Origin of the sequence: Paracoccus sp. JM45, from assembly GCF_003590715.1 — a bacterium.
GTDB lineage: Bacteria > Pseudomonadota > Alphaproteobacteria > Rhodobacterales > Rhodobacteraceae > Paracoccus.
In genome coordinates this window covers 49560-70356 of sequence record NZ_QQVY01000009.1, presented here as the reverse complement: position 1 = coordinate 70356, position 20797 = coordinate 49560, and the positions used below count along the sequence as shown (strand labels likewise).

At 61.0% G+C, this 20797-nt stretch carries 25 protein-coding genes; 11 read left to right on the top strand and 14 right to left on the bottom strand.

From position 1 onward, the window contains the following. Positions 1 to 27 precede the first annotated feature (27 nt). The 4 genes from DWB67_RS12450 to DWB67_RS12435 form a co-directional block, all read right to left on the bottom strand. On the bottom strand, positions 28 to 462 hold the full coding sequence (locus DWB67_RS12450) for a CreA family protein (RefSeq protein WP_370453591.1): 435 nt from the start codon (positions 460 to 462) through the stop codon (positions 28 to 30). Between the two features lie 30 nt (positions 463 to 492). Next, complete coding sequence (locus DWB67_RS12445) at positions 493 to 1215, bottom strand: metallophosphoesterase (protein ID WP_119807870.1); 723 nt, start codon at positions 1213 to 1215, stop codon at positions 493 to 495. 76 nt (positions 1216 to 1291) lie between these two features. After that, positions 1292 to 2881 (bottom strand): phosphoglycerate dehydrogenase, encoded by a 1590-nt coding sequence (gene serA / locus DWB67_RS12440; RefSeq protein WP_182911575.1) that lies wholly within the window; start codon positions 2879 to 2881, stop codon positions 1292 to 1294. A 127-nt stretch (positions 2882 to 3008) separates the two neighbouring features. Then, positions 3009 to 4154: a phosphoserine transaminase gene (locus tag DWB67_RS12435; RefSeq protein WP_119807868.1), complete on the bottom strand. Its 1146-nt coding sequence runs from the start codon at positions 4152 to 4154 to the stop codon at positions 3009 to 3011. Between the two features lie 132 nt (positions 4155 to 4286). Here DWB67_RS12435 and serB point away from each other — a divergent pair, with 132 nt between their 5' ends. Both serB and DWB67_RS12425 read left to right on the top strand, forming a co-directional pair. Then, positions 4287 to 5165, top strand: coding sequence for a phosphoserine phosphatase SerB (gene serB, locus DWB67_RS12430; RefSeq protein ID WP_119807867.1), 879 nt, complete (start codon positions 4287 to 4289; stop codon positions 5163 to 5165). 72 nt (positions 5166 to 5237) lie between these two features. After that, positions 5238 to 5996: a TSUP family transporter gene (locus DWB67_RS12425; RefSeq protein WP_119807866.1), complete on the top strand. Its 759-nt coding sequence runs from the start codon at positions 5238 to 5240 to the stop codon at positions 5994 to 5996. Between the two features lie 117 nt (positions 5997 to 6113). Here DWB67_RS12425 and DWB67_RS12420 read toward each other — a convergent pair whose 3' ends face one another. Beyond that, complete coding sequence (locus DWB67_RS12420; protein WP_119807865.1) at positions 6114 to 7100, bottom strand: asparaginase; 987 nt, start codon at positions 7098 to 7100, stop codon at positions 6114 to 6116. Positions 7101 to 7251: 151 nt separating this feature from the next. Here DWB67_RS12420 and DWB67_RS12415 point away from each other — a divergent pair, with 151 nt between their 5' ends. Both DWB67_RS12415 and rlmN read left to right on the top strand, forming a co-directional pair. Continuing rightward, positions 7252 to 7773: an invasion associated locus B family protein gene (locus DWB67_RS12415; protein ID WP_370453590.1), complete on the top strand. Its 522-nt coding sequence runs from the start codon at positions 7252 to 7254 to the stop codon at positions 7771 to 7773. 113 nt (positions 7774 to 7886) lie between these two features. Beyond that, positions 7887 to 9065, top strand: a complete 1179-nt coding sequence (gene rlmN, locus DWB67_RS12410; protein WP_119807923.1) for a 23S rRNA (adenine(2503)-C(2))-methyltransferase RlmN — start codon at positions 7887 to 7889, stop codon at positions 9063 to 9065. On the opposite strand, the gene DWB67_RS12405 is transcribed toward rlmN, so the two are convergent. Then, a complete protein-coding gene (locus DWB67_RS12405; RefSeq protein WP_119807864.1) occupies positions 9066 to 9557 on the bottom strand; it encodes a MarR family winged helix-turn-helix transcriptional regulator in 492 nt (163 codons plus the stop codon). It abuts the gene before it with no gap. Between the two features lie 61 nt (positions 9558 to 9618). On the opposite strand from DWB67_RS12405, the gene DWB67_RS12400 reads away from it, so the two are divergent. Then, on the top strand, positions 9619 to 10521 hold the full coding sequence (locus DWB67_RS12400; RefSeq protein WP_119807863.1) for a DMT family transporter: 903 nt from the start codon (positions 9619 to 9621) through the stop codon (positions 10519 to 10521). On the opposite strand, the gene DWB67_RS12395 is transcribed toward DWB67_RS12400, so the two are convergent. Then, on the bottom strand, positions 10518 to 11351 hold the full coding sequence (locus tag DWB67_RS12395) for an LOG family protein (RefSeq protein ID WP_119807862.1): 834 nt from the start codon (positions 11349 to 11351) through the stop codon (positions 10518 to 10520). The genes DWB67_RS12400 and DWB67_RS12395 overlap by 4 nt on opposite strands. Before the next feature lie 105 nt (positions 11352 to 11456). On the opposite strand from DWB67_RS12395, the gene dapD reads away from it, so the two are divergent. The 3 genes from dapD to DWB67_RS12380 are packed head-to-tail and all read left to right on the top strand — an operon-like array spanning position 11457 to position 13386. Continuing rightward, complete coding sequence (dapD, locus tag DWB67_RS12390; protein ID WP_119807861.1) at positions 11457 to 12278, top strand: 2,3,4,5-tetrahydropyridine-2,6-dicarboxylate N-succinyltransferase; 822 nt, start codon at positions 11457 to 11459, stop codon at positions 12276 to 12278. A gap of 19 nt (positions 12279 to 12297) precedes the next feature. Beyond that, the gene (locus tag DWB67_RS12385) at positions 12298 to 12750 is read left to right on the top strand and encodes a YaiI/YqxD family protein (RefSeq protein ID WP_119807860.1); all 453 of its coding nucleotides are present in this window, start codon (positions 12298 to 12300) and stop codon (positions 12748 to 12750) included. Positions 12751 to 12807: 57 nt separating this feature from the next. Then, a complete protein-coding gene (locus DWB67_RS12380) occupies positions 12808 to 13386 on the top strand; it encodes an exopolysaccharide biosynthesis protein (RefSeq protein ID WP_119807859.1) in 579 nt (192 codons plus the stop codon). Between the two features lie 104 nt (positions 13387 to 13490). Here DWB67_RS12380 and DWB67_RS12375 read toward each other — a convergent pair whose 3' ends face one another. The 5 genes from DWB67_RS12375 to DWB67_RS12355 all read right to left on the bottom strand — a co-directional run bounded on the left by DWB67_RS12375 (position 13491) and on the right by DWB67_RS12355 (position 17095). After that, positions 13491 to 14291 carry a crotonase/enoyl-CoA hydratase family protein gene (locus DWB67_RS12375; protein ID WP_119807858.1) on the bottom strand — a complete coding sequence of 267 codons (801 nt, stop codon included), beginning with the start codon at positions 14289 to 14291 and terminating at the stop codon, positions 13491 to 13493. Between the two features lie 76 nt (positions 14292 to 14367). Further along, positions 14368 to 15291, bottom strand: a complete 924-nt coding sequence (locus DWB67_RS12370; protein WP_119807857.1) for an AEC family transporter — start codon at positions 15289 to 15291, stop codon at positions 14368 to 14370. Positions 15292 to 15320: 29 nt separating this feature from the next. Then, the gene (gene mbfA / locus DWB67_RS12365) at positions 15321 to 16301 is read right to left on the bottom strand and encodes an iron exporter MbfA (RefSeq protein WP_119807856.1); all 981 of its coding nucleotides are present in this window, start codon (positions 16299 to 16301) and stop codon (positions 15321 to 15323) included. Between the two features lie 9 nt (positions 16302 to 16310). Beyond that, entirely contained in the window at positions 16311 to 16586 is a 276-nt protein-coding gene (locus DWB67_RS12360) for a sulfurtransferase TusA family protein (protein WP_119807855.1), read from the bottom strand. Next, the gene (locus tag DWB67_RS12355; RefSeq protein ID WP_119807854.1) at positions 16583 to 17095 is read right to left on the bottom strand and encodes a DUF2478 domain-containing protein; all 513 of its coding nucleotides are present in this window, start codon (positions 17093 to 17095) and stop codon (positions 16583 to 16585) included. Before DWB67_RS12355 ends, DWB67_RS12360 begins: the two co-directional genes overlap by 4 nt. Before the next feature lie 158 nt (positions 17096 to 17253). Between DWB67_RS12355 and DWB67_RS12350 the strand changes: the two genes are divergently transcribed. Genes DWB67_RS12350 through DWB67_RS12340 form a run of 3 tightly spaced genes read left to right on the top strand, consistent with a single transcriptional unit; the run spans position 17254 to position 19030 of the window. Then, complete coding sequence (locus DWB67_RS12350; RefSeq protein WP_119807853.1) at positions 17254 to 17706, top strand: GAF domain-containing protein; 453 nt, start codon at positions 17254 to 17256, stop codon at positions 17704 to 17706. 44 nt (positions 17707 to 17750) lie between these two features. Further along, the gene (locus tag DWB67_RS12345; protein ID WP_119807852.1) at positions 17751 to 18377 is read left to right on the top strand and encodes a LysE family translocator; all 627 of its coding nucleotides are present in this window, start codon (positions 17751 to 17753) and stop codon (positions 18375 to 18377) included. After that, a complete protein-coding gene (locus tag DWB67_RS12340) occupies positions 18374 to 19030 on the top strand; it encodes an RluA family pseudouridine synthase (RefSeq protein WP_119807851.1) in 657 nt (218 codons plus the stop codon). Before DWB67_RS12345 ends, DWB67_RS12340 begins: the two co-directional genes overlap by 4 nt. Here the strand turns inward: DWB67_RS12340 and DWB67_RS12335 are convergent. Together DWB67_RS12335 and DWB67_RS12330 are read right to left on the bottom strand one after the other, a co-directional pair. After that, the gene (locus DWB67_RS12335; protein ID WP_119807850.1) at positions 19008 to 19727 is read right to left on the bottom strand and encodes a TVP38/TMEM64 family protein; all 720 of its coding nucleotides are present in this window, start codon (positions 19725 to 19727) and stop codon (positions 19008 to 19010) included. The two genes, DWB67_RS12340 and DWB67_RS12335, sit on opposite strands and share 23 nt — an antisense overlap. A gap of 12 nt (positions 19728 to 19739) precedes the next feature. After that, positions 19740 to 20516: an MBL fold metallo-hydrolase gene (locus DWB67_RS12330; RefSeq protein ID WP_119807849.1), complete on the bottom strand. Its 777-nt coding sequence runs from the start codon at positions 20514 to 20516 to the stop codon at positions 19740 to 19742. Positions 20517 to 20797 lie beyond the last annotated feature (281 nt).

The window sequence follows — 20797 nt, the reverse complement described above, 5'->3', positions numbered from 1 at the left end:
GATGACAGCGGGGTGACGCAACGCAGGTCAGGGGGCCTGATCCTCATCCGTCAGGGGAACCGTGGCCAGCGACATCTTGGCCGAGCCTTCGGACAGTTCCGCGCTATGGGCCAGATAGATCAGCACACGGTTTTCCGCATCATAGATGCGCCGCACGCTAAGCGATTTGAACACCAGCGACCGGCCTTCGCTGAAAACCTTTTCGCCGTCATCGCCTGTGTCAATCTCGGACAGGTTGATGGGACCCGTGCGGGTGCACTGGATGGCGCTGTTCGAAGGGTCCTCGAACCAGTTGCCCTGACTGAGCCGGTCCAGAACCGAGCGGCTGAAATAGGCCAGATGGCAGGTCACGCCCGAGACTTTGGGGTCGTGGATCGCCTCGACGATGACATCATTGCCGACCCAATCGACGCCGACACGGGCGACTTCCTCTGCCATCACCTGCGCGGGAAGGGCTGCCATCAAAAGCGCTGCTGCAAAATTCCGTATCATCTATTCCACCTGCATGGGCACGCGGCCCGTTTCTGTCAGCACATGGACGCCGTCCGCTTCGATCGCCACGGCGGTCATCTTGCGGCCATAGGCGGCACCGCTGTCGATATTTAGCCGGTTGCGATAAAGCGTCGGACGTTCCAGCGCGGTATGGCCATGAACAACTAACGGGCCATACCCCCCTTCGTGTTCCAGAAAACCTTTGCGGATCCAGACCAGATCATGTTCGTCCTGCGCTTGCAGATCGACACTCGGACGCACACCCGCATGAACGACCAGCGCCAGTGGATGCAGATACCACAGGGGCAGGGTCGCCAGAAACTTGGCATGGGTGGCAGGCACGGCACGCAGGGCATCGCGGTGCAGATCGGCGCGCGGCTGGTCAATGTCCACCCCGTAAGAGGCCAGCGTCGCAGCCGCCCCCAGCCCCGGATGATCCACCCAATGCGCGCCAGTCGACATACCCTTGTCTGTCCAATCCGGCGTGTTCAGAAAATTCGGCAGAAAGCGGTCATGGTTGCCGCGCGTAATAACCCAAGGTCGGCCCGCATTGCGTCCTTGCATCAGGTATTCGACCACACTTGCAGAATCCGGTCCGCGGTCGATCAGATCGCCCACATGGGCGATGGTCGCATCCGGCCCGCCATCATCGAAGATGCGCTGATGCGCGGCCTTCAACAGGTCCAATTGTCCGTGGATATCGCCGATTGCGTAAAGTCGCATCCTGTCATCCTTATCCGTGGCGCGCGGCAAGGCAGGGGTGCCGCGCGCCCTTGGGTAAGGGCGCGCGGGGTTCAGGTCAAACCTCGAATTGCAATCCGCGGGCCTGCAGGAACTTACCGGTGTTCTGCAAGGTGGCCAAAGCGTCGTTGCTGATCGCTTCGTCCAGATAAAGAATCGCGATCGCATCCTTGTCATTGGCCGAACGGCCAAGCGTGAAGTTCGCGATGTTCACGCCCAGATCGCCCAAGGTCATGCCCAGCTGGCCGATGACGCCCGGAACGTCCTTATTGCGGGTATACAGCATGTGTTCGCCCACCTCGGCGTCGACATTGATACCGCGGATCTGGATGAAGCGCGGCTTGCCGTCGCTGAAGACCGTGCCCGCAATCGAACGCTCACGCGTGTCGGTGACGCAGGTCAGCTTGATATAGCCTTCGTATGCGCCGGCCTTGTCCTGACGGGTGGTCGACACCTGCACGCCACGATCCTTGGCCATCACGGGGGCCGAGACCATGTTCACATCCGGGTTCGTCGCCTTCATCACGCCCGCAATCACAGCCGCGTTCAACGCGTTCAGGTTCATCGTCGACACCGTGCCGTCATAAAGCACGTTGATCGCCTTGATCGGCTCATCCGTCATCTGGCCGACGAAAGCGCCCAGATGCGAGGCCAGCTTGATCCACGGACCCATGACGGTTGCTTCTTCCGCCGTGACCGAGGGCATATTCAGCGCGTTTTCGACAGCGCCGGTCAACAGGTAATCCGACATCTGTTCCGCGACCTGCAGGGCCACGTTTTCCTGTGCTTCGGTCGTGGCGGCACCCAAGTGCGGGGTGACGACGACGTTCGGCAGGTTGAACAGCGGGCTGTCGGTGGCAGGCTCGACCGCAAACACGTCGAATGCAGCACCGGCAACGCGGCCTTCGTTTAGGGCTTCGGCCAATGCTTCTTCGTCAACCAGGCCGCCACGGGCACAGTTGATGATGCGGACATTCGGCTTCAGCTTGGCGATGGCGTCGCGCGACAGGATGTTGCGGGTCTTGTCGGTCAGCGGCACGTGGAAGGTGATGAAATCGGCGCGGGCCAGCAATTCATCCAGATCGACCTTGGTGACGCCCAGTTCCTTGGCGCGGTCTTCCGACAGGAAGGGGTCATAGGCGACGACCTTCATGTGCAGGCCAAGCGCACGGTCAATCACGATGGAACCAATATTGCCCGCACCGATCACGCCAAGCGTCTTGTTGAACAGCTCGACGCCCATAAAGCGGTTCTTTTCCCACTTGCCGGCATGGGTGCTGACGCTGGCTTCGGGCAGCTGGCGGGCCACGGCAAACATCATGGCGATGGCATGTTCGGCGGTGGTCACGCTGTTGCCAAAGGGCGTGTTCATGACGATCACGCCCTTCTTGCTGGCGGCGGGGATGTCGACGTTATCGACCCCGATACCGGCACGGCCGATGACCTTCAGGTTGGTCGCGGCTTCAAGCAGCTTGTCGGTAACCTTGGTGGCCGAGCGGATCGCCAAACCGTCATACTGTCCGATCACTTCGGCCAGCTTGTCTTTATCTTTGCCCAAGTCGGGCATGTAATCGACCTCGACGCCACGGTCGCGGAAAATCTGGACGGCGGTTTCGGACAGTTTGTCAGAGACGAGAACCTTTGGCATGTCATTCATCCTTATCGGGGGCGGCATCCGGGCTTGGCCTCGCAGATGCGCATTTCATCATTCGTGAAGGAAATATCCTCGGGGGGGCCGGGGGGCAGACAGCCCCCCGGCCATCGCGGGACGCAAATTACTGCGCGGCCAGCTCGGCGCGATAGGCCCATTCGATCCACGGCATCAGGGCTGCCACGTCGCTGGTCTCGACCGTCGAGCCGCACCAGATCCGCAGACCGGCAGGCGCATCACGATAGGCACCGGCGTCCAGCGCCACGTTTTCCTTGTCCAACCGCTTGGCCACAGCCTTTGCAAAGGCAGCGCCGTCCTTGATGGCAGGGTCGGTGAACTTCAGGCAGACGCTGGTGGTCGAACCGGTGGCGGGATCAGCGGCCAGATCGGCGATCCAGTCTTTGTCCGCGATGAAATCACGAACTGCCTTGGCATTGGCATCCGCACGGGCAACCAGACCCGATACACCGCCCAGTCCTTGGGCCCATTTCAGCGCGACCAAATAATCTTCAACCGCCAGCATCGAGGGCGTGTTGATCGTTTCACCCTTGAAGATGCCTTCGATCAGCTTGCCACCTTTGGTCAGGCGGAAGATCTTGGGCAGGGGGCGGTCGGGGGTAAAGCTTTCCAGGCGCTCGACCGCGCGGGGCGACAGGATCAGCATCCCGTGCGCGCCTTCGCCGCCCAGCACTTTCTGCCAGCTGAAGGTCACGACATCCAGCTTGTCCCACGGCAGGTCCATGGCGAATGCCGCACTGGTGGCGTCACAGATGGTCAGGCCCTGACGGTCGGCGGGGATCGCATCGCCATTGGGAACGCGCACGCCGCTGGTGGTGCCGTTCCATGTAAAGACGACGTCTTTGTTGAAATCGACTTCGGCGAAATCAACGATGTGACCGTAATCGGCTTTGCGGACGGTGGCGTCCAGCTTCAGCTGTTTCACGGCATCCGTGACCCAGCCTTCGCCGAAGCTTTCCCAAGCCAGCATTTCCACGGGGCGTTCACCCAGCATGGTCCACATCGCCATCTCGACCGCGCCGGTGTCGGAACCGGGGACGATGCCGATGCGGTAATCGGCGGGAACGTTCAGGACTTCGCGGGTCAAGTCGATGGCTTCGCCCAGTTTCGACTTGCCAATGGCAGCGCGATGCGAGCGGCCCAAGGGCGCGTCGGCAAGCATGTCCAGATTGTATTGGGGGATCTTGGCGCAAGGGCCAGAAGAAAAGCGCGGGTTTGCCGGACGCGTTTCCGGGGTCTTCAACTCGGTCATGTGACTAGCCTTCCAGCTATAAAGCCCTTCGTTGGGGAAGGGTGTCCCACTGCCGGACTTAGGGGCCGCAGGTCTCTGGCGCAAGGAAAATCTTTGATCTACACCCCAAGACAGTCGATTGAAGGAAGCGCCATGTTCACCGTCTCGCTGATTGCCGCCCCTGCTGCCGCCAACCTTGATGGCGATCTTCCGCAGGGCATTTCCGCACGTTGGGGCGGGTCCGAACCGCGCTGGCTGGCCACTGATATTGCTGCCGAATTTGACGTGGCCGATATTCCGGTCGATCTGGATCAGGTCTGGTCCGACCTGCAATCCATCGGGATCGATCTGGTCATCCAGCCCGCCGAAGGCCGTCGCAAGAAGGTGCTGCTGGCGGATATGGATTCAACCATGATCAATCAGGAATGCATCGACGAACTGGCTGATTTTGCAGGCGTTGGCCCGCGCGTGGTCGATATCACCGCCCGTGCCATGAACGGAGAGCTGGATTTTCACGAAGCCTTGATCGAGCGTGTGTCCCTGCTGGCGGGTCTGGATGAAAATGTCATTCAGCAGGTGCTGGAAACGCGAATCACTCTGGCCTCGGGGGGGCGGGAACTTGTGGCGACGATGCGGGCGCATGGATCGCATGCGGCGCTGGTGTCGGGCGGGTTCACGGCCTTCACCACAGCTGTCGCGGCCCAGCTGGGCTTTGACGAACATCGTGCCAATGTCCTTCTGGCGGATGAGGGGGTGCTGACGGGCCATGTCGCACTGCCCGTTCTTGGCCGCGAAGCCAAGATCGAGGCATTGAACCGCATCACCGACCGCTTCGGCCTGACGGCGCAGGATGTGATGGCAGTGGGGGACGGCGCCAATGATCTGGGCATGATCCAACTGGCCGGATCGGGCGTCGCACTGCATGCCAAACCCGCAGTTGCGGCGCAGGCGCAGATTCGCATCAATCACGGTGATCTGACGGCGCTGCTGTATCTGCAGGGGTATCACAAAGCCGACTTCGTCGCGGGCTAACGCCCGAATTTCCAATAATGTAACGGGGGTGGCGGGTCTTGCGGGACAACTGCCCCGCCATGCGGGGGCGCTATGCTGGACCTCTCTGTCGATCTGCTGATTCTTCTGATCGGAGCCGCCTTTGCTGCGGGCTTTGTCGATGCCATCGCGGGCGGAGGCGGGCTGATCACCGTGCCGGTTCTGATGCTTGCGGGCATTCCGCCTGCACAGGCATTGGCGACCAATAAGGTTCAGGGCGTTTTCGGCGCGGCAACGGCGGCCATCAGCTATGCTGCGCGCGGGTTGGTCGATCCGCGCACCCAATGGCGTTCGGCGCTGGTTGCGGGTGCTGCCGGTGCTGCAGGCGCAGCGCTGGTGACGGCAATTCCCACGGATGGTTTGCGGATTGTCCTGCCGGTCATCCTGATCGGCATCGCGCTGTTTTTCGCGTTAAAGCCGGGGTTGAACGATCTGGACCGCACACGCCGGATGACGCCGACCATGTTTGCCGCGACGATGGTGCCGTTTATCGGCTTTTACGACGGGTTGATCGGGCCGGGGGCAGGGGCCTTTTATATGATCGGCTTTGTGATGCTGGCCGGATACGGCGTGCTGAAGGCCACCGCGCATACCAAAATGCTGAACTTCGCGTCGAATCTGGGCGGCTTGGCGGCATTTTCGCTGATCGGGAATCCCCTGTGGGCCTTGGGCATCTGTATGGGGGTCGCGCAGATCGGCGGCGCGGCTTTGGGTGCACGTCTGGCGTCGCGTATCGGGTCGAAACTGATCAAGCCCCTGCTTGTCATCACATCGACCGTGCTGGCGCTGCGGTTGATCTGGCAGATGCTGTAAGGGCAGAACCGGCGCCACTCTGCCAAGGGGCGCCGGCGACAGGCATGAGGGACAACGGAGCGGGGAACTTCCGCACCGTCATCCAAGCATAGATCTGCGTCGTTTTCGTGACGTGTGTTAATGCGGGAATGCTTGTGCGGTCCGCATGTCGCCGGTCACCATGCCGCGACAGTTCAGGATAGGTCCGTTCAGCAGCTTTTCCGCCACCGGATGTCTGGCGTCCAGCGCGCCAAGATGGATCAGCAGCGCGGTAATAGCAGCCTCGGCGGCGCGGGTGGCGCCATCGGTAATCTTCAGCGCGATTCCCAGACCCTGTTCGGGCAGGATGGCGACAAACACCCCCTCGGCACCGGTCTTGACGGTGACCTTATGGTCCATCGCCTGCATCAGCAGGGTGCAGGCGCGGCCTTCACCCGCGACCAATTCGGGATATGTCCGCATGGCAGTGGCCAGTCGCTGCATGGCCTGCCCGCGGGTGTCGTTACCGGGATTGGCAAAGCGGGCCATGCCGCGTGCCAGACCTTCCAGCGACGACGCCCAGTTGGGGGCCGAACAACCGTCAATGCCGAAGCCGGGGCTGGTTTCACCTGTCACATCCTCGAATGCGGCTTTGACAGCCTGCTGGACGGGGTGGTCGGGGTCGACATAATCCGCGCCGCCGCGCAGATGTTTGTTCAATGTCAGGAAACCGGCGTGTTTTCCCGAACAGTTGTTGTGATACTGACAGGGGCTTTCATCCGAACAGGTCAGACGGCGGTTTTCGGCGGGATCGCGGGGCATATGGGTGCCGCAGCGCAAATCCGCTTCGGCAAGCCCCATGCCGGTGATCCAGCTTTCGACGGCTTTGACATGAAGATCACCGCCCGAATGGCTGGCGCAGGCCAGTGCCAGCTGGCGGTCCGTCAGCCCTGCCGCATCGGCGGCACCGCTTTCGATCAGGGGAAGCGCCTGAATCATTTTACAGGACGACCGTGGAAAGATGGTGCGCGACGGTTGGCCCCATGCCTCGACCAGGCCGTGGGCATCACAGATCACGGCATGGCCGCGATGCAGGCTCTCTCTCATTCCGCCGCGCCACAGTTCAATCATATCTGCGGAACGCATTCGCAAATTCTCCCTGACAATTGCGCGATTTCGCTTGCACGCCCTTTCGGGTGCCGCGATTTTCGCTATCCTGACGAGAGATGGTTGAAAAGACCACCGCAATCGGGAACAACGCCGATCGAGTGGCGAAATGAATCTCAGGAGGCAGAGCATGATGAAAACTACGCTGCGCGGTTTCGGCGCAAGTCTTGTCCTGATCGCCGGACTTGGTACGGCGATTGCCCAGGAAACGAACAACGTCGTGGCAACCGAGGGTGACTGGACGGTCTTTGCAGCCGACAGCCCCCGCGAATGCTGGGCGGTTTCCCCGCCCAAGTCCACGATCAACACCAAAGACGGTCAGCCGACCGAGGTGCAGCGCGGCGATATCCGCCTGTATGTGGCCTATCGTCCGGGTCAGGACGGTGAAGTGTCCTTTACCGGCGGCTATCCCTTCGCGCCCGATTCGACCGTCGAGGTTGATGTCGGTGGTCGCAAGTTCAACCTGTTCACCGAAGGTGAAAGCGCATGGACGGGCAGCCCCTCGGATGATCAGGCAATGATCAGTTCGTTGCGCGCAGGTTCCTCGGCGGTCATCACGGGCCGTTCGGCGCGCGGGACGACCACGAAGGACACGTTTAGCCTGTCGGGCATCACTGCCGCGACCAATACGGCACGCGAACGCTGCAAATAATCCGGACGGGGCACCCGCCCCGTTCATTGCAGGTATGACAGGACAATTAGGCGGGGCTGGTTGATTTCCGGTCCCGTTTGGCATATCTGCGTCGTTTCACCCAATCTTCAGGTATCGTCATGTCCGCCCCGATCACGCAGGATGTTTTGACCATCCCCCGCAAGCTGCCCGATACGGGCCGCACGAATATCGTCGGTTTGTCCCGTGAGCAGCTGCTTGAAGCGCTGGTCGCTGCAGGCACTCCGGAACGTCAGGCGAAGATGCGCGTCGGACAGGTCTGGCAGTGGATCTATCACTGGGGCGTGCGCGATTTCGCGCAGATGACGAATCTTGCCAAGGATTATCGCCAACTGCTGGCCGATAAATTCGAAATTACCCTGCCCGAAATCGTGTCACGTCAGGTCAGCACCGATGGCACGCGCAAATATCTGGTCCGTATCGCCGGCGGCCATGAGGTCGAGGTGGTCTATATCCCCGAAGAGGGTCGTGGCACGCTGTGTGTCAGCAGTCAGGTTGGCTGCACGCTGACTTGTTCCTTCTGCCACACCGGCACGCAAAAGCTGGTCCGCAACCTGACAGCGGGCGAAATTGTCGGACAATTGCTGCTGGCCCGCGACGATCTGGGCGAATGGCCGGTTCAGGGCGCGCCTAAGGATGAAACCCGTCTGATCAGCAATATGGTCCTGATGGGCATGGGCGAGCCGCTGTACAACTTTGAAAACGTCCGTGATGCGATGAAGATCGTCATGGACAACGAAGGCCTGTCCCTGTCGCGGCGCCGGATCACCCTGTCGACCAGCGGCGTGGTTCCCGAAATCGCCCGCACCGCCGAAGAAATCGGCTGCTTGCTGGCCGTCAGCTTCCACGCCACCACCGATGAGGTCCGCAACAAGCTGGTCCCCATCAACAAGCGCTGGAACATCGAAACCCTGCTGAACGCGCTGCGTGATTATCCGCGACTGACCAACAGCGAACGCATCACCTTTGAATATGTGATGCTGGCTGGAGTGAATGATACGGATGAAGACGCACATCGTCTGGTCGAACTGATTCGCGGCATCCCTGCCAAGATCAACCTGATCCCGTTCAACGAATGGCCGGGTGCGCCCTATAAGCGGTCCAGCAACAACCGCATCCATGCCTTCGCGGACATCATCTATAAGGCGGGCTATGCCAGCCCGATCCGCACGCCGCGCGGCGAAGACATCATGGCCGCCTGTGGGCAGCTGAAATCGGCAACCGAACGTGGCCGCAAATCACGCGCCGCTATTGCGGCCGAGGCTGCCGAATAATCACAACGCCGCACGCAGCTGACGCAGTAAATTGTTCAGGTGCGTGCGCTCTTGCGCCGACAGGGCCGACATCAGGCGGGTTTCGTTTTCCGCATGTGGTCCGATGGCCTGATTGATCAGCGCCAGACCGGCGTCGGTCAGTGCGACCAATGTTCCACGTCTGTCATCAGGGTTCGGCTGGCGACGAATCAGGTCCCGCGCCTGCAAACGGTCCAGACGCGCTGTCATTCCGCCCGAACTGAGCATCGTCGCCTCATAGAGGGCGGTCGGCGTCAGGGTGAAGGGCGCGCCTGCGCGTCGCAAGGTTGCCAACACATCGAATTCCCCCCCCTGCAAACCGAATCGGTCAAAACCCGGTTGCAGGTGCTCGCGGGTGATCAGGGCCGAAACCTCGTTCAGCCTGCCGATAATCTCCATCGCCTGAACATCCAGATCAGGGCGTTCACGTCGCCATGCATCGGCAGCTTTGGCTGCGCGGTCTTTTTCGGCCATATGTCTTGCCATCAAGATTGTTTTCGTAAAGACACTATCACGCGAATACCGGAGTGATTCAATGACCGAGCTGCAAGCGCGTATCATGATGTTGGGCTGTCTGCTGACAGCGGGTGCCGCCCTGGCGGTGACGATCCTGATTTCGCGGATCGTATCGGATGCAGGCGCGCCGATGATCTGGTTTTTGGGCTTTGTGCTGATCGGTAGCGGTGTCGTCCAGCTGGTTCTGGCGCAGGCCTTGGGGCAGGGGCAATCCGTGCGACATATGCTTCTGTTCGCGCTGGGGGCAGGGGCGCTGATGGCGACGCCGATGGCGCTTGGCTATCTGGCGGTGGCGCATGTGGGGGCGGGCTATATCTCGTTGACTTATGCATTCCCGATCCTGCTGACATGGGCGCTGGCCCGCCTGATCGGGCTGGAGGGTGCCAACCCCCGCCGCGCCTTTGCCGTCGGTCTGGGCCTTGCGGGTGGTATGCTGCTGGCGATGTCGAAACTGACCGAACTGCCTTCGGGCGAAATTCTGTGGCTGGTGCTTGCGACCGCGATGCCGGTCGTGGTGGCGGGTGGCAATATCTATCGCAGCCGCTATTGGCCCAAAGGGGCGCGGCCTTTGACGTTATCGGCGATGACGCTGCTGATGGGCGGGCTGGTCTGTATGGTCGTGGCACCTTTTGTGGACGGCGCGCCTGACATCCTGTGGCAAAGCGGCAATATGCGGCTGATCATCGCCATCGATATTCTGGTCTTTGTCATCCAGTATATCGCATTTTTTCAGCTTCAGCGCCTTGGCGGTCCTGTTACGCTGTCACTGCTGGGCCCTGTTGCGGCCCTGACCGGTGCCGCAGGCGCGCTGTGGATGTTCGCCGAGCCTTTGCCGCAAAACTTCCTGCTGGCAGGGCTGCTGGTCGGGGCGGGCGTCGTTCTGATGCTGATGCGCCGCCGCCCCGTCCTGAAACCGGCTTAACAGTCGGGGCGCGGCCAACTGTCGATGATGGCAATCGCCTCATCCGCGGTTTCGACATAATGGATCAGGTCCAGATCGGCATCGCTGATGGTGCCGGCGCGGGCCAGTGCCTTCCAGTTGATAATCTCGTCCCAGAAAGGACCGCCGAACAGCAGGACGGGAATGCGGGCCATGCGGCCGGTCTGGATCAGGGTCAGCGTTTCGAACAGTTCGTCCAATGTCCCGAAGCCGCCCGGAAAGACCGTAATGGCACGGGCGCGCATCAGGAAATGCATCTTGCGCACGGCGAAATAGTGGAAGTTGAAGCACAGGTCCGGCGTGACATAGATATTCGGGGCCTGCTCGTGCGGTAACACGATGCCAAGGCCGATGGATTTGCCACCGACGTCATGGGCGCCCAGATTGCCCGCCTCCATCACGCCGGGGCCGCCGCCGGTGCAGACGACAAATTCATGCCCGCCGGTTTCCAGACTGCGCTCGGTCATGTTCCGGCCGAAAATCCGCGCCTGATCATAATATTTCGACAGGGCTGCCAATTCGGGCGTGCGGGCCTGTTCGGCGCGGTCGGGGGCGGGGATGCGTGCACCACCGAAGATCACAACGGTTGATTCGATGCCTTCCTCGTCCATGATCATCTGCGGCTTCAGCAGTTCAAGCTGCAAGCGGACGGGGCGCAATTCCTCGCGCAGCATGAAATCATTGTCGGTGAAGGCCAGCTGATAGGATGGCGCACGTGTCTGTGGCGTGTCAGGGGTGCGCTTGGCGCGGGCGACATCCTGATCGCTGTGGGGCAGCGCGTGAATGCGGTCATCTTTCGGCGTGTCGGTCATTCATGGCCTCATCTGGGGCACGCGCGGATTGCGCGGGCTTTCCCTGATGCTTATAGCCCGACCAAGACCTTTTCCACCCGCAGACCCGACCGAAGAGAGGCCACCATGACCCAAGCCCTGGAAACCGCCATCGAAGCCGCGTGGGAAAACCGCGCCCAAATCAACACCGGCACCACCGGCCCCGTCCGCGAAGCTGTGGAACAGACCCTGTTGCAGCTGGACAGCGGTGAATTGCGCGCGGCTGAAAAGCGCGGCGATGACTGGCATGTGAACCAATGGGCCAAAAAGGCCGTGCTGCTGTCATTCCGCCTGAACGACATGGAAGAAATGTCGGGCGGACCGCAGGGGGCCAACTGGTGGGACAAGGTGCCCAGCAAATTCCATGGCTGGGGTGCGAACCAATGGCGCGATGCAGGCTTCCGCGCTGTGCCGGGTGCCATTGTGCGCCGTTCCGCATTCATCGGCAAAGGCGCGATCCTGATGCCGTCTTTCGTGAACCTTGGCGCCTATGTCGGCGAAGGCACGATGGTCGATACCTGGGCCACGGTCGGCAGCTGTGCGCAGATCGGCAAGAACGTCCACCTATCCGGCGGCGTCGGCATCGGTGGCGTGCTGGAACCCCTGCAGGCCGGCCCGACCATCATCGAGGATAACTGCTTTATCGGCGCACGTTCCGAAGTCGTCGAAGGCTGCATCATCCGCGAAGGCGCGGTTCTGGGCATGGGCGTCTATATCGGCCAGTCGACCAAGATCCTTGACCGCGAAACCGGCGAGGTGATGTATGGCGAGGTCCCTGCAGGATCGGTTGTGGTCGCAGGCTCGATGCCGTCGAAAAACGGCGTGAACCTCTATTGCGCGGTGATCGTCAAGCGTGTGGACGCCCAGACGCGGTCGAAAACCTCGGTCAACGAACTGCTGCGCGACTGATCGCCAAGGGGGCAAGCATATGACAACGCTTTATATCGACGCCGATGCCTGCCCCGTTAAATCCGAAGCGGAACGCGTGGCCACGCGGCTGCGCGTTCCGATGATCCTTGTCTGCAATGGCGGGTTGCGTCCGTCGCAGAACCCCTTCGTAACCTTGCAGATCGTCCCCGACGGCCCTGATGTCGCCGATATCTGGATCGCGGAAAACTGCGGGCCGGGCGATGTGGTGGTGACAGGCGATCTGCCCTTGGCCGACCGCTGCCTGAAAGCCGGTGCCCGCGTCTTGCGCCATGACGGTGAACCGCTAACCATCGCCAATATCGGCGGGCGTCTTGCCACCCGTGATCTGATGGCGGACCTGCGCGAATCGAACCCCTTTATGCAGGGGGGCGGGGCTGCCTTCGGGAAAGCCGACCGCGCGCGCTTTTTACAGGCCCTTGACCGCGAACTGGTGAAAGCCCTGCGCGGATAGGGAAACCTGTCAGGGGCGCCTGCGTTGTCGGGCCATACCCAACCCGCAGGAGGCTTCATGCAGGATCAGCCCAGCATCACGGATCTTATCGATCGCGTCAGCACTGCGTCGGACGGGGACCAGACAAGTGTTGCACAGATCGTATCGGCGTTGGGCGCGACCTCTTTCCTGCCGAACATGATGATCCCTGCACTGGCGGTGGTGTCGCCCCTATCGGGTGTGCCGCTGTTTTCGTCGATCTGCGGGCTGACCATCGCTTTGGTCGCCAGCCAGATGCTGTTCCAGCGGGACCACATCTGGCTGCCCAATTTCGTGATGCGCAAGCATCTGCAAACCCGGCGGGTGCAAACAGCAACGGATTGGATGCGCAAACCTGCCGGATTTCTGGACCGCATCACGAAAGAGCGTCTGTCCCTGCTGGTTCGACGACCTTTCTTGTGGATCACCCAAGCCATCTGTCTGATCTGCGGGTTGGTGATGCCTTTTCTGGAACTGGTGCCCTTCACGTCGTCACTGATGGGTGTGGTCGTCTGCCTGTTTGCCTTCGGCATGCTGGCGCGCGACGGATTGTTCACATTGATGGGGCTGGCGGCGGTCGGTGGATTCTCGATGCTGATTTTGACTTTCATCCGCTAGCGCAGCACTGGCGGCAAGGGGTGCGCATGAACCGGCCATCGAGGCCGGAGCATGCGCTGCCACGGTGTCGGCCTCGATGGCCGACGTCGGGGCGAACCTGTTCTTCAGCCGACCGGTTTGATTTTGGCAGCCGATCCGGTGGCGAAGGCAGCCAGCCTTTCGCGCGCAGCCTCTTGTGTATTCACCACGCCTGCCACCACTGATTCGGCGTAAGCAGCGTCAAAGGCGCTCATGTTCTGCATATGGCTGATGGCCGAACAGATGGCGAAATTCGACAGCGGCGGGTTTTTTGCCGCTGCACGGGCGATCTCATAGGCTTTCGCCTCGGCATCATCGACCAGATATTGGCACAGCCCGACATCCACGGCCTCGGCCCCGCGATAGAGCCGCCCCGACAGCATCATATCGATCATCCGCGCCTTGCCGATCAGATCGGCGACGCGGATCGTCGCGCCCCCGCCGGTGAACAGCCCGCGCTGTCCTTCGGGCAGGCCGAAATAGGTGTCCGGGCCTGCGACGCGGATATGGGCCGCACTGGCCAGCTCCAGCCCGCCGCCCACAACCGCGCCCTTCAACACGGCGATGATCGGAACGCCGCCATATTCCATCTTGTTGAACGCCTCGTGCCAGCGCAGGCACAAATGCATAAAATCGCTGGCGTTGCGGTTTTCGCGGTGATGTTCGACCAGATCCAGACCGGCGCTGAAATGATCGCCATTGGCGCGCAGGATCGCTGCCCTGACACCGGCGCGGGGCAGGGTGGTGAAGATGTCGATCAGTTCCTCGATCGTGTCGGAATCCAGCGCGTTGCGCTTGGCCGGACGGTTCAGGGTGACGGTGGCGATATCATCCGCGTCGACCTCCAGGATGATGTTGGACAGCTTCAGGTCCGCGATACCACGCATATTCAGTTCTCCTCCCCCGTAAATTCGCTGCGTTCAGGGATAGCCTGACGGCTTGTTATGGTCGAGTGTCCGGTGCCTATGTCCCCATCAGTGCGATGATCACCGGCAATGTCACAATGCTGACCGCGGTCGAGATAACAATTGCGGCTGATACCCGCTGTTGGCCAACGCCGAAATATTGCGCCAGAATATAGATATTTCCCGCCACTGGCAGCGCGGCAGTGGCCACCATGACTGAGGCTGCGAAGGGGTCGACCGACAGCAGCAGCGCCGCGACACCAACGGCCAGCGGGTGCAGCAGCAGTTTCACAAAAGCAAGCCAACCTGACACGGCCAGACGTCCCAGATGTCGCCCCGCAAGGCTGGCCCCGATGGCGAATAATGCGCCGGGGGTGGCCGCCGCGCCCAGCAGGGTCAGAAATTCATCCAGCGGCCCGGGAAGGGGAATTTGCAGCCATGACCAGCCCAAGCCCGCGACCATCGAGAAGATCATCGGGTTCGTGGCAATCCCGCGCAGAACCGGCAGAACCGTGGCAAGACGCAGCCCGCCGTTTCGGACGGCATGGATGATCAATGTGATCAATGTCGCAAAGACCAGCATATCGACCGTCAGGACCATCAGGATAGGACCGATTGCCGCCGGTCCCATCAGCAGGACCAGCATCGGCACGCCCAGAAAACCGGTATTGCCGGTCATGCAGCATTGCGCCTCCATGGCGGCATCGGGCAGGGGCATGCTGCGGGCACGGGCCACCAGAAAGCCCAAAACCCAGACAAGGGACGATCCGGCCAGATAGGCGATGACAAAGCGGGTGTCGAAGACAGCCGCCAGATCCAGTCCCGCCGAAAAGCGGAACAGCATGGCCGACAGCGCGAAATAGAAAACGAACTTCGTCAGCCAGACAGCAGCTTCGGAGGGAAAAAATCGCGTCGCTGCGGCAGCCCAGCCCAATCCGATCAACGCGAAAAAAGGCAGCGTTTTAAGAAAAATCTCGATCAACTGTCATGCCCCCTTTGACGGGGGCGACCTCAGCCGGACCCGATCAGAACCCCCACCGCCAGCACCAGACCACCGCCGACGACCACTTGCAAGACAGCCCGCCAGAAGGGGGTCTGCATCCAGCGGTTCTGGATCCATGCAATGGCCCACAGTTCGACGAAGACGACCATGATGGCGATTGTCGTCGCGGTCCAGAAATCGGGGATCAGATAGGGCAGCGCATGCCCCAGCCCGCCGATGGCGGTCATGACCCCCGATGACAGCCCGCGCTTGAAGGGCGATCCGCGCCCCGACACGACGCCATCATCGGATGCCGCTTCGGTAAAGCCCATGCTAAGGCCCGCCCCGATACTGGCTGCCAGCCCGACGAGGAAGGTGGTCCAGGGGTCCTGTGTGGCAAAGGCCACGGCGAAGATCGGCGCAAGGGTCGATACGCTGCCATCCATCAGACCGGCAAGCCCCGGCTGGATCCATGTCAGCACGAATTCCCGATGGGCCACGGCATCCTCATCAGCGCGTGTATCCTCATCCAGATGCTGGTCTGCCAGTTCCGTGGCGCGGGTTTCATGTCCGCGTTCGGCAGCGGCAAGATCACCCAACAGCTTGCGCATTCCTGCATCCTGACTGACCTGGGCGGCCTTGGCATAAAATTCGGCAGCGTCATGTTCCATGCCCGCAGCTTCGGCGCGGATGGCGGTCAGTGACAGGTTCTGCATCATCCAAGCCGGACGGCGGGTGACATAGCCTGCAACATGTTCACGCCGGATCACGGGGATCGAATCGCCGAAACGCGCGCTGAAGGCGTCGATCAGCAGCCGGCGGTGGCCGTCCTCTTCCTCGCTCATGCCGTCGAAGATGGCGGCGGTGGCGGGATAATCGGCGCGCAGGAAGTCTGCCCAGTTGCGATAGATGCGGGCGTCATCTTCCTCGGACGCGATGGCAAGCGCCAGAATCTCGCGCTCGGACAGGTCGGACAGGCGCTTGCGGGTCGACAGGAAGGACAGGGTCATCACTCGTGCTCAAATATCCTCGGGGGTGAGGCCGCTTGCGGCCGAGGGGGCAGACAGCCCCCGTTGCACCGTGAATTCGAACGCGCCGTTTTCAAGGTCGCGCTGGGCCACCATGACATGACCAGCCTGCCGACAGAAATGCGGCACATCGACCACCGCCATCGCATCGGTCGCAATCAGACGCAACTCTGCCCCTTCCGGCAGCATCATCAGGGCTTTGCGCAATCGCAAGACCGGCAAGGGACATAACAATCCACGTGCATCGATGACGGGCAGTTGTGTCATAGGGCCTGCGCGAATCGATCAAGGCACCAGTGATGCAGATCTTCGGGTGGCATCCGCACGGCCAGATCGCCCGCGAATTCCAGAAAGGCGTCATGCTGCTGACGGGGAACATATAACACCACCGGCAGATCGGCTTGGGCGGCCTGGGCGATCAGGCTGTAAAAGCCGCGGCCCATCGCCTCTTGCCGGCCGAACTTGGGGATGATCATCAGTTCGGCCCCCGCCAGATAAGGGGCGGTGCGGGCAACAACCGTTTCCAGCGCGCCGGTGTCCAGACGACAGCCCGATGCGCCATTACCAAGCGATTGGGAAATCCGGACCGGACCGGCATCATCACCGATGACCTGCATATCCATGTCGCAGGCGCAATCGGGACCAAGGTCGTGATTGGTCTGCGTGGCCCCTGCAATGGCCAATCCGCGGTCCTGCAAATCACGCGCCAGATCGGCGATCAGGCGATCCGCCGTTCCGGGTGCTGCGGTTTTATCAAGGGTGAACCATGCCAGCATCGCGTTTCTCCATGCCTATGCAGGGTGGTTATAGCGCGATCCGCAATGATCCGCGATGCCATCCGAACAGGCAGTGGGTCAGGACGCACGGTACGATATTTGGCCGCCGATGCAGGGGCGGGCTTTCCTGTGCCTTTCCCCCATCGTAGAGAGGATGGATGAGCGATTATGACGATATGACGGCCCGCATCAGGGCCCTATGCGAGGGTGAAACCGACGAGGTTGCCCTGATGGCCACATTGGCCTGTGAATTGCATCAATCCGATGACCGGTTCGACTGGACCGGTTTTTATCGGGTGGTGGGACCGGAACTGCTGAAGATCGGACCCTATCAGGGCGGTCACGGCTGTCTGGTGATTCCCTTTGCCCGCGGTGTCTGCGGCGCAGCGGCCCGCACACGCCAGACCCAACTGGTTGCCGATGTCGAGGATTTCCCCGGCCATATTGCCTGTTCCAGTTCGACCCGATCGGAAATCGTTCTGCCGGTTCTGGGCAAGGATGACCGGCTGATCGGTGTTCTGGACATCGACAGCAACCAGCCCGATGCGTTCGATCAACGCGATGCGGATGTGTTGGCGGGGCTTTTGAAAGACATATTCGGTCATTTGTAATTCTGACGCGGGCCTTCGCCCGAGCCATTTGAAAGGGGCATCCGATGATCTGGGATACTTTGGCGAATATTCCCATGGGCCAGATGATGGCCTTTGTCGCAGGCGGGTTGGTGCTGAACTTTGCACCGGGGCAGGATGTGTTCTTTGCCAGCGCCTGCGGGATTCAGGGTGGCCCCAAGGCGGGGGCATGGGCCGGATTCGGCGTGGGCTTGGGCGTCTTGATGCATGTCACGCTGGCCACTATCGGCCTTGGCGCTGTCGTCGCGGCCCACCCCGAAGCATTGCGCGCCATCAAATATATCGGCGCGGCCTATCTGATGTGGCTGGCGTGGAAAAGCTGGCGCGCGGGTGACATCGACCCTTCAGCCAAAGGCAGCGTGCGGGTATGGAATATCATCCGTCGCGGTTTTCTGTCCAATGCGCTGAACCCCAAGCCGGTCCTGTTCCTGCTGGCCTTCCTGCCGCAGTTTACCAATATCGCATGGGGGCCGATCTGGCAGCAGATTCTGGGTCTTGGTCTGATCTTTGCCTTTACCGGCACATTGGTCACCATCGGCTATGGCATTGTCGGCGGTCTGGCGGGGCATGTGATCAGCAGCCGCTTGGGGTTGGTGAATAAAATCGCCGCTGTCATGTTCGCGGGTCTGGCGATACGTCTTGTGGTGAAATGACCCAGACAGAATTCATCTATACCCCGCCCGCCGACGCCCCTGTCATCCTGCATGCCGACCACGAGGTTCTGGTGGTCGACAAGCAGTCAGGTCTGTTGTCCGTACCGGGGCGCGGGGATGACCGCGCCGATTGTCTGATCAGCCGTCTGCGTCTGGCCTTTCCGACCGTATTGCTGGTCCACCGGCTGGATCTGGACACATCGGGCGTCATGGTCTTTGCCCTGACGCCCCATGCACAACGTCATCTGTCCAAACAGTTCGAGGACCGGCAGACCAAGAAATCCTATGTTGCGCGGGTATGGGGGCAATTGCAGCCTGCAACCGGTCGCGTCGATCTGCCGCTGATGGTCGATTGGCCGAACCGCCCGCGACAAAAGGTTGACCACGCCGAGGGTCGTCCCTCGCAGACGGATTGGCGGGTGATGAAAACCACTGATACGGAAACCCGCGTGCGCTTGACGCCAGTCACTGGCCGGACGCATCAGCTGCGGGTGCATATGGCCGAAAGTGGTCATGCAATTTTGGGCGATCCGCTTTATGCAAGCGGTCCGGCGGCAAATTTTCCGCGGCTAATGCTGCACGCCCAGACGTTGCGGTTCCGCCATCCTGATACAGGTATCCACGAAAGCTTTAGCGCGCCTGTTCCGTTCTAACGGCAGTCCGCTGCCGGATACGGCGCGACAGCCAGCGGGCGATCCACGGGAAGGCCGCCAATGCCGCAATCGCTGCGATCAGTCGCGGTCCGAAGATATCAGAGACATCCTGAACCTCGGCCAGTTGCGTACCTGCGCCTGACAGAATGATCTTATTGGGCAGAACGCCCAAAGTCGTCACGACAACAAACAGCCGCAGCGACATTTTGCTAAGGCCGGACATGGTATTCAGCACGAAAAACGGCAGGGCGGGCGTCAGGCGCAGGCTTAGCAGGGCCAGCGCCCCGTCGCGATCCACCATCCGGTCCAATTGGTCGATGCGCCTGCCAAGATAGCGCCGCACAAGATCGGCCAGCAAATGCCGCCCCATCAGGAAAGACACCACTGCCGCCAGCACTGTTCCAGCCAGTGACAGGATCAATCCGGTCCAGAACCCGAAAAATGCCCCGCCTGCCAAGGTCATGGCAACCACTGCCGGAATCGGCAAAGCCCCCGCCACGGTAAAAACCGCAACGAAGGACAGGATGGCCAATTCGGGGTTCCGGTCGCGCCAGCCTTGACCATGCTGCAAGTTTTCATGCAGGACCGTCAGGTCCGATTGCAGGGCAGGAAGCGAGGGCCACAGCCAGAAGGCAATGGCCAGCATTCCGATAATCCAGCCCCCGATCAGCGCGATACGCAGCAGCATGGCCGGCATCGCGTCTGGTCCTTATTCGGTGGCGCCGTGATACCAGTCCGCGATCACCACCTTGGTGCCTGCGTCGGTTTCACCAACCAGCCGTGCAAATTCCTGCACGTCGCTGTCATTGAAGTGATAGGGATAGACAACCTTGGGCTTGAACGCTGCAACCGCATCGGCTGCCTGCTGGACCGTCATCGTATAGGGCAGGTTCATCGGCAGGAACGCCACCTCGATATCGGTCATGGCACGCAGTTCGGGCGTATCCTCGGTATCACCGGCAATCAGGAAACGCTTGCCCCCGATGGTCAGGATATAACCGTTGTCACGCCCCTCGGGGTGATACTGAAGCCGGTCTTCGGTAATATTATAGGCGGGGGTGGCTTCGATATCGTAATCCAGAATGGTGCCGGTATCGCCATTGGCCATAGAGGTCGCACGGCCTTGCATGGCTTCGGGCAGCATGTCGAAGACGGCGGGGTTGGTGATCATCGGGGCCTCGGCCAGACCGTCCAGCGTTGGCTGGTCATAATGGTCACCATGCTGATGGGTAATCAGGATGAAATCGGGCGCGGGCATATCCGCATAGGCATCCGCACCACCGACCGGATCGACATAAATTACACCTGCCGGGGTCTCCCACACCATACTGGCGTGATCGACCGGATGGATGATGACGTCACCTGCGTCCGTCGTGTGGGTATAAGAGGTTGCCTCGGCGTTCTGACCCATAGCGAATGCCGGGATCAATGCGGTTCCCAGCAGGGCGGCGGCAAGTTTCAGTCCAGTACGACGGGTCAGCAGCATGATGATTCCTTCATGGGTTAGACGTCAGGTTATCTGTCCAAACACATCAAGGGCCTTCGGGTTCCACTTTCCGGTCCTTCCTGCTGCCGTCGCAGGGATCACATGAATGACCGGACGGATTTTGTCCCCTGATCACCTCGAGCTATGCAATGTTGGGGTGATCGACAGTACGCGTTTCCACGTGAATCATTGCGGGGTCATGCCGGTTTACACTGACGTCTCTATCAGTACCTGATTGCAACGATTTACGGACCCGATGCGGATAGATCTGCGTTTGCTTC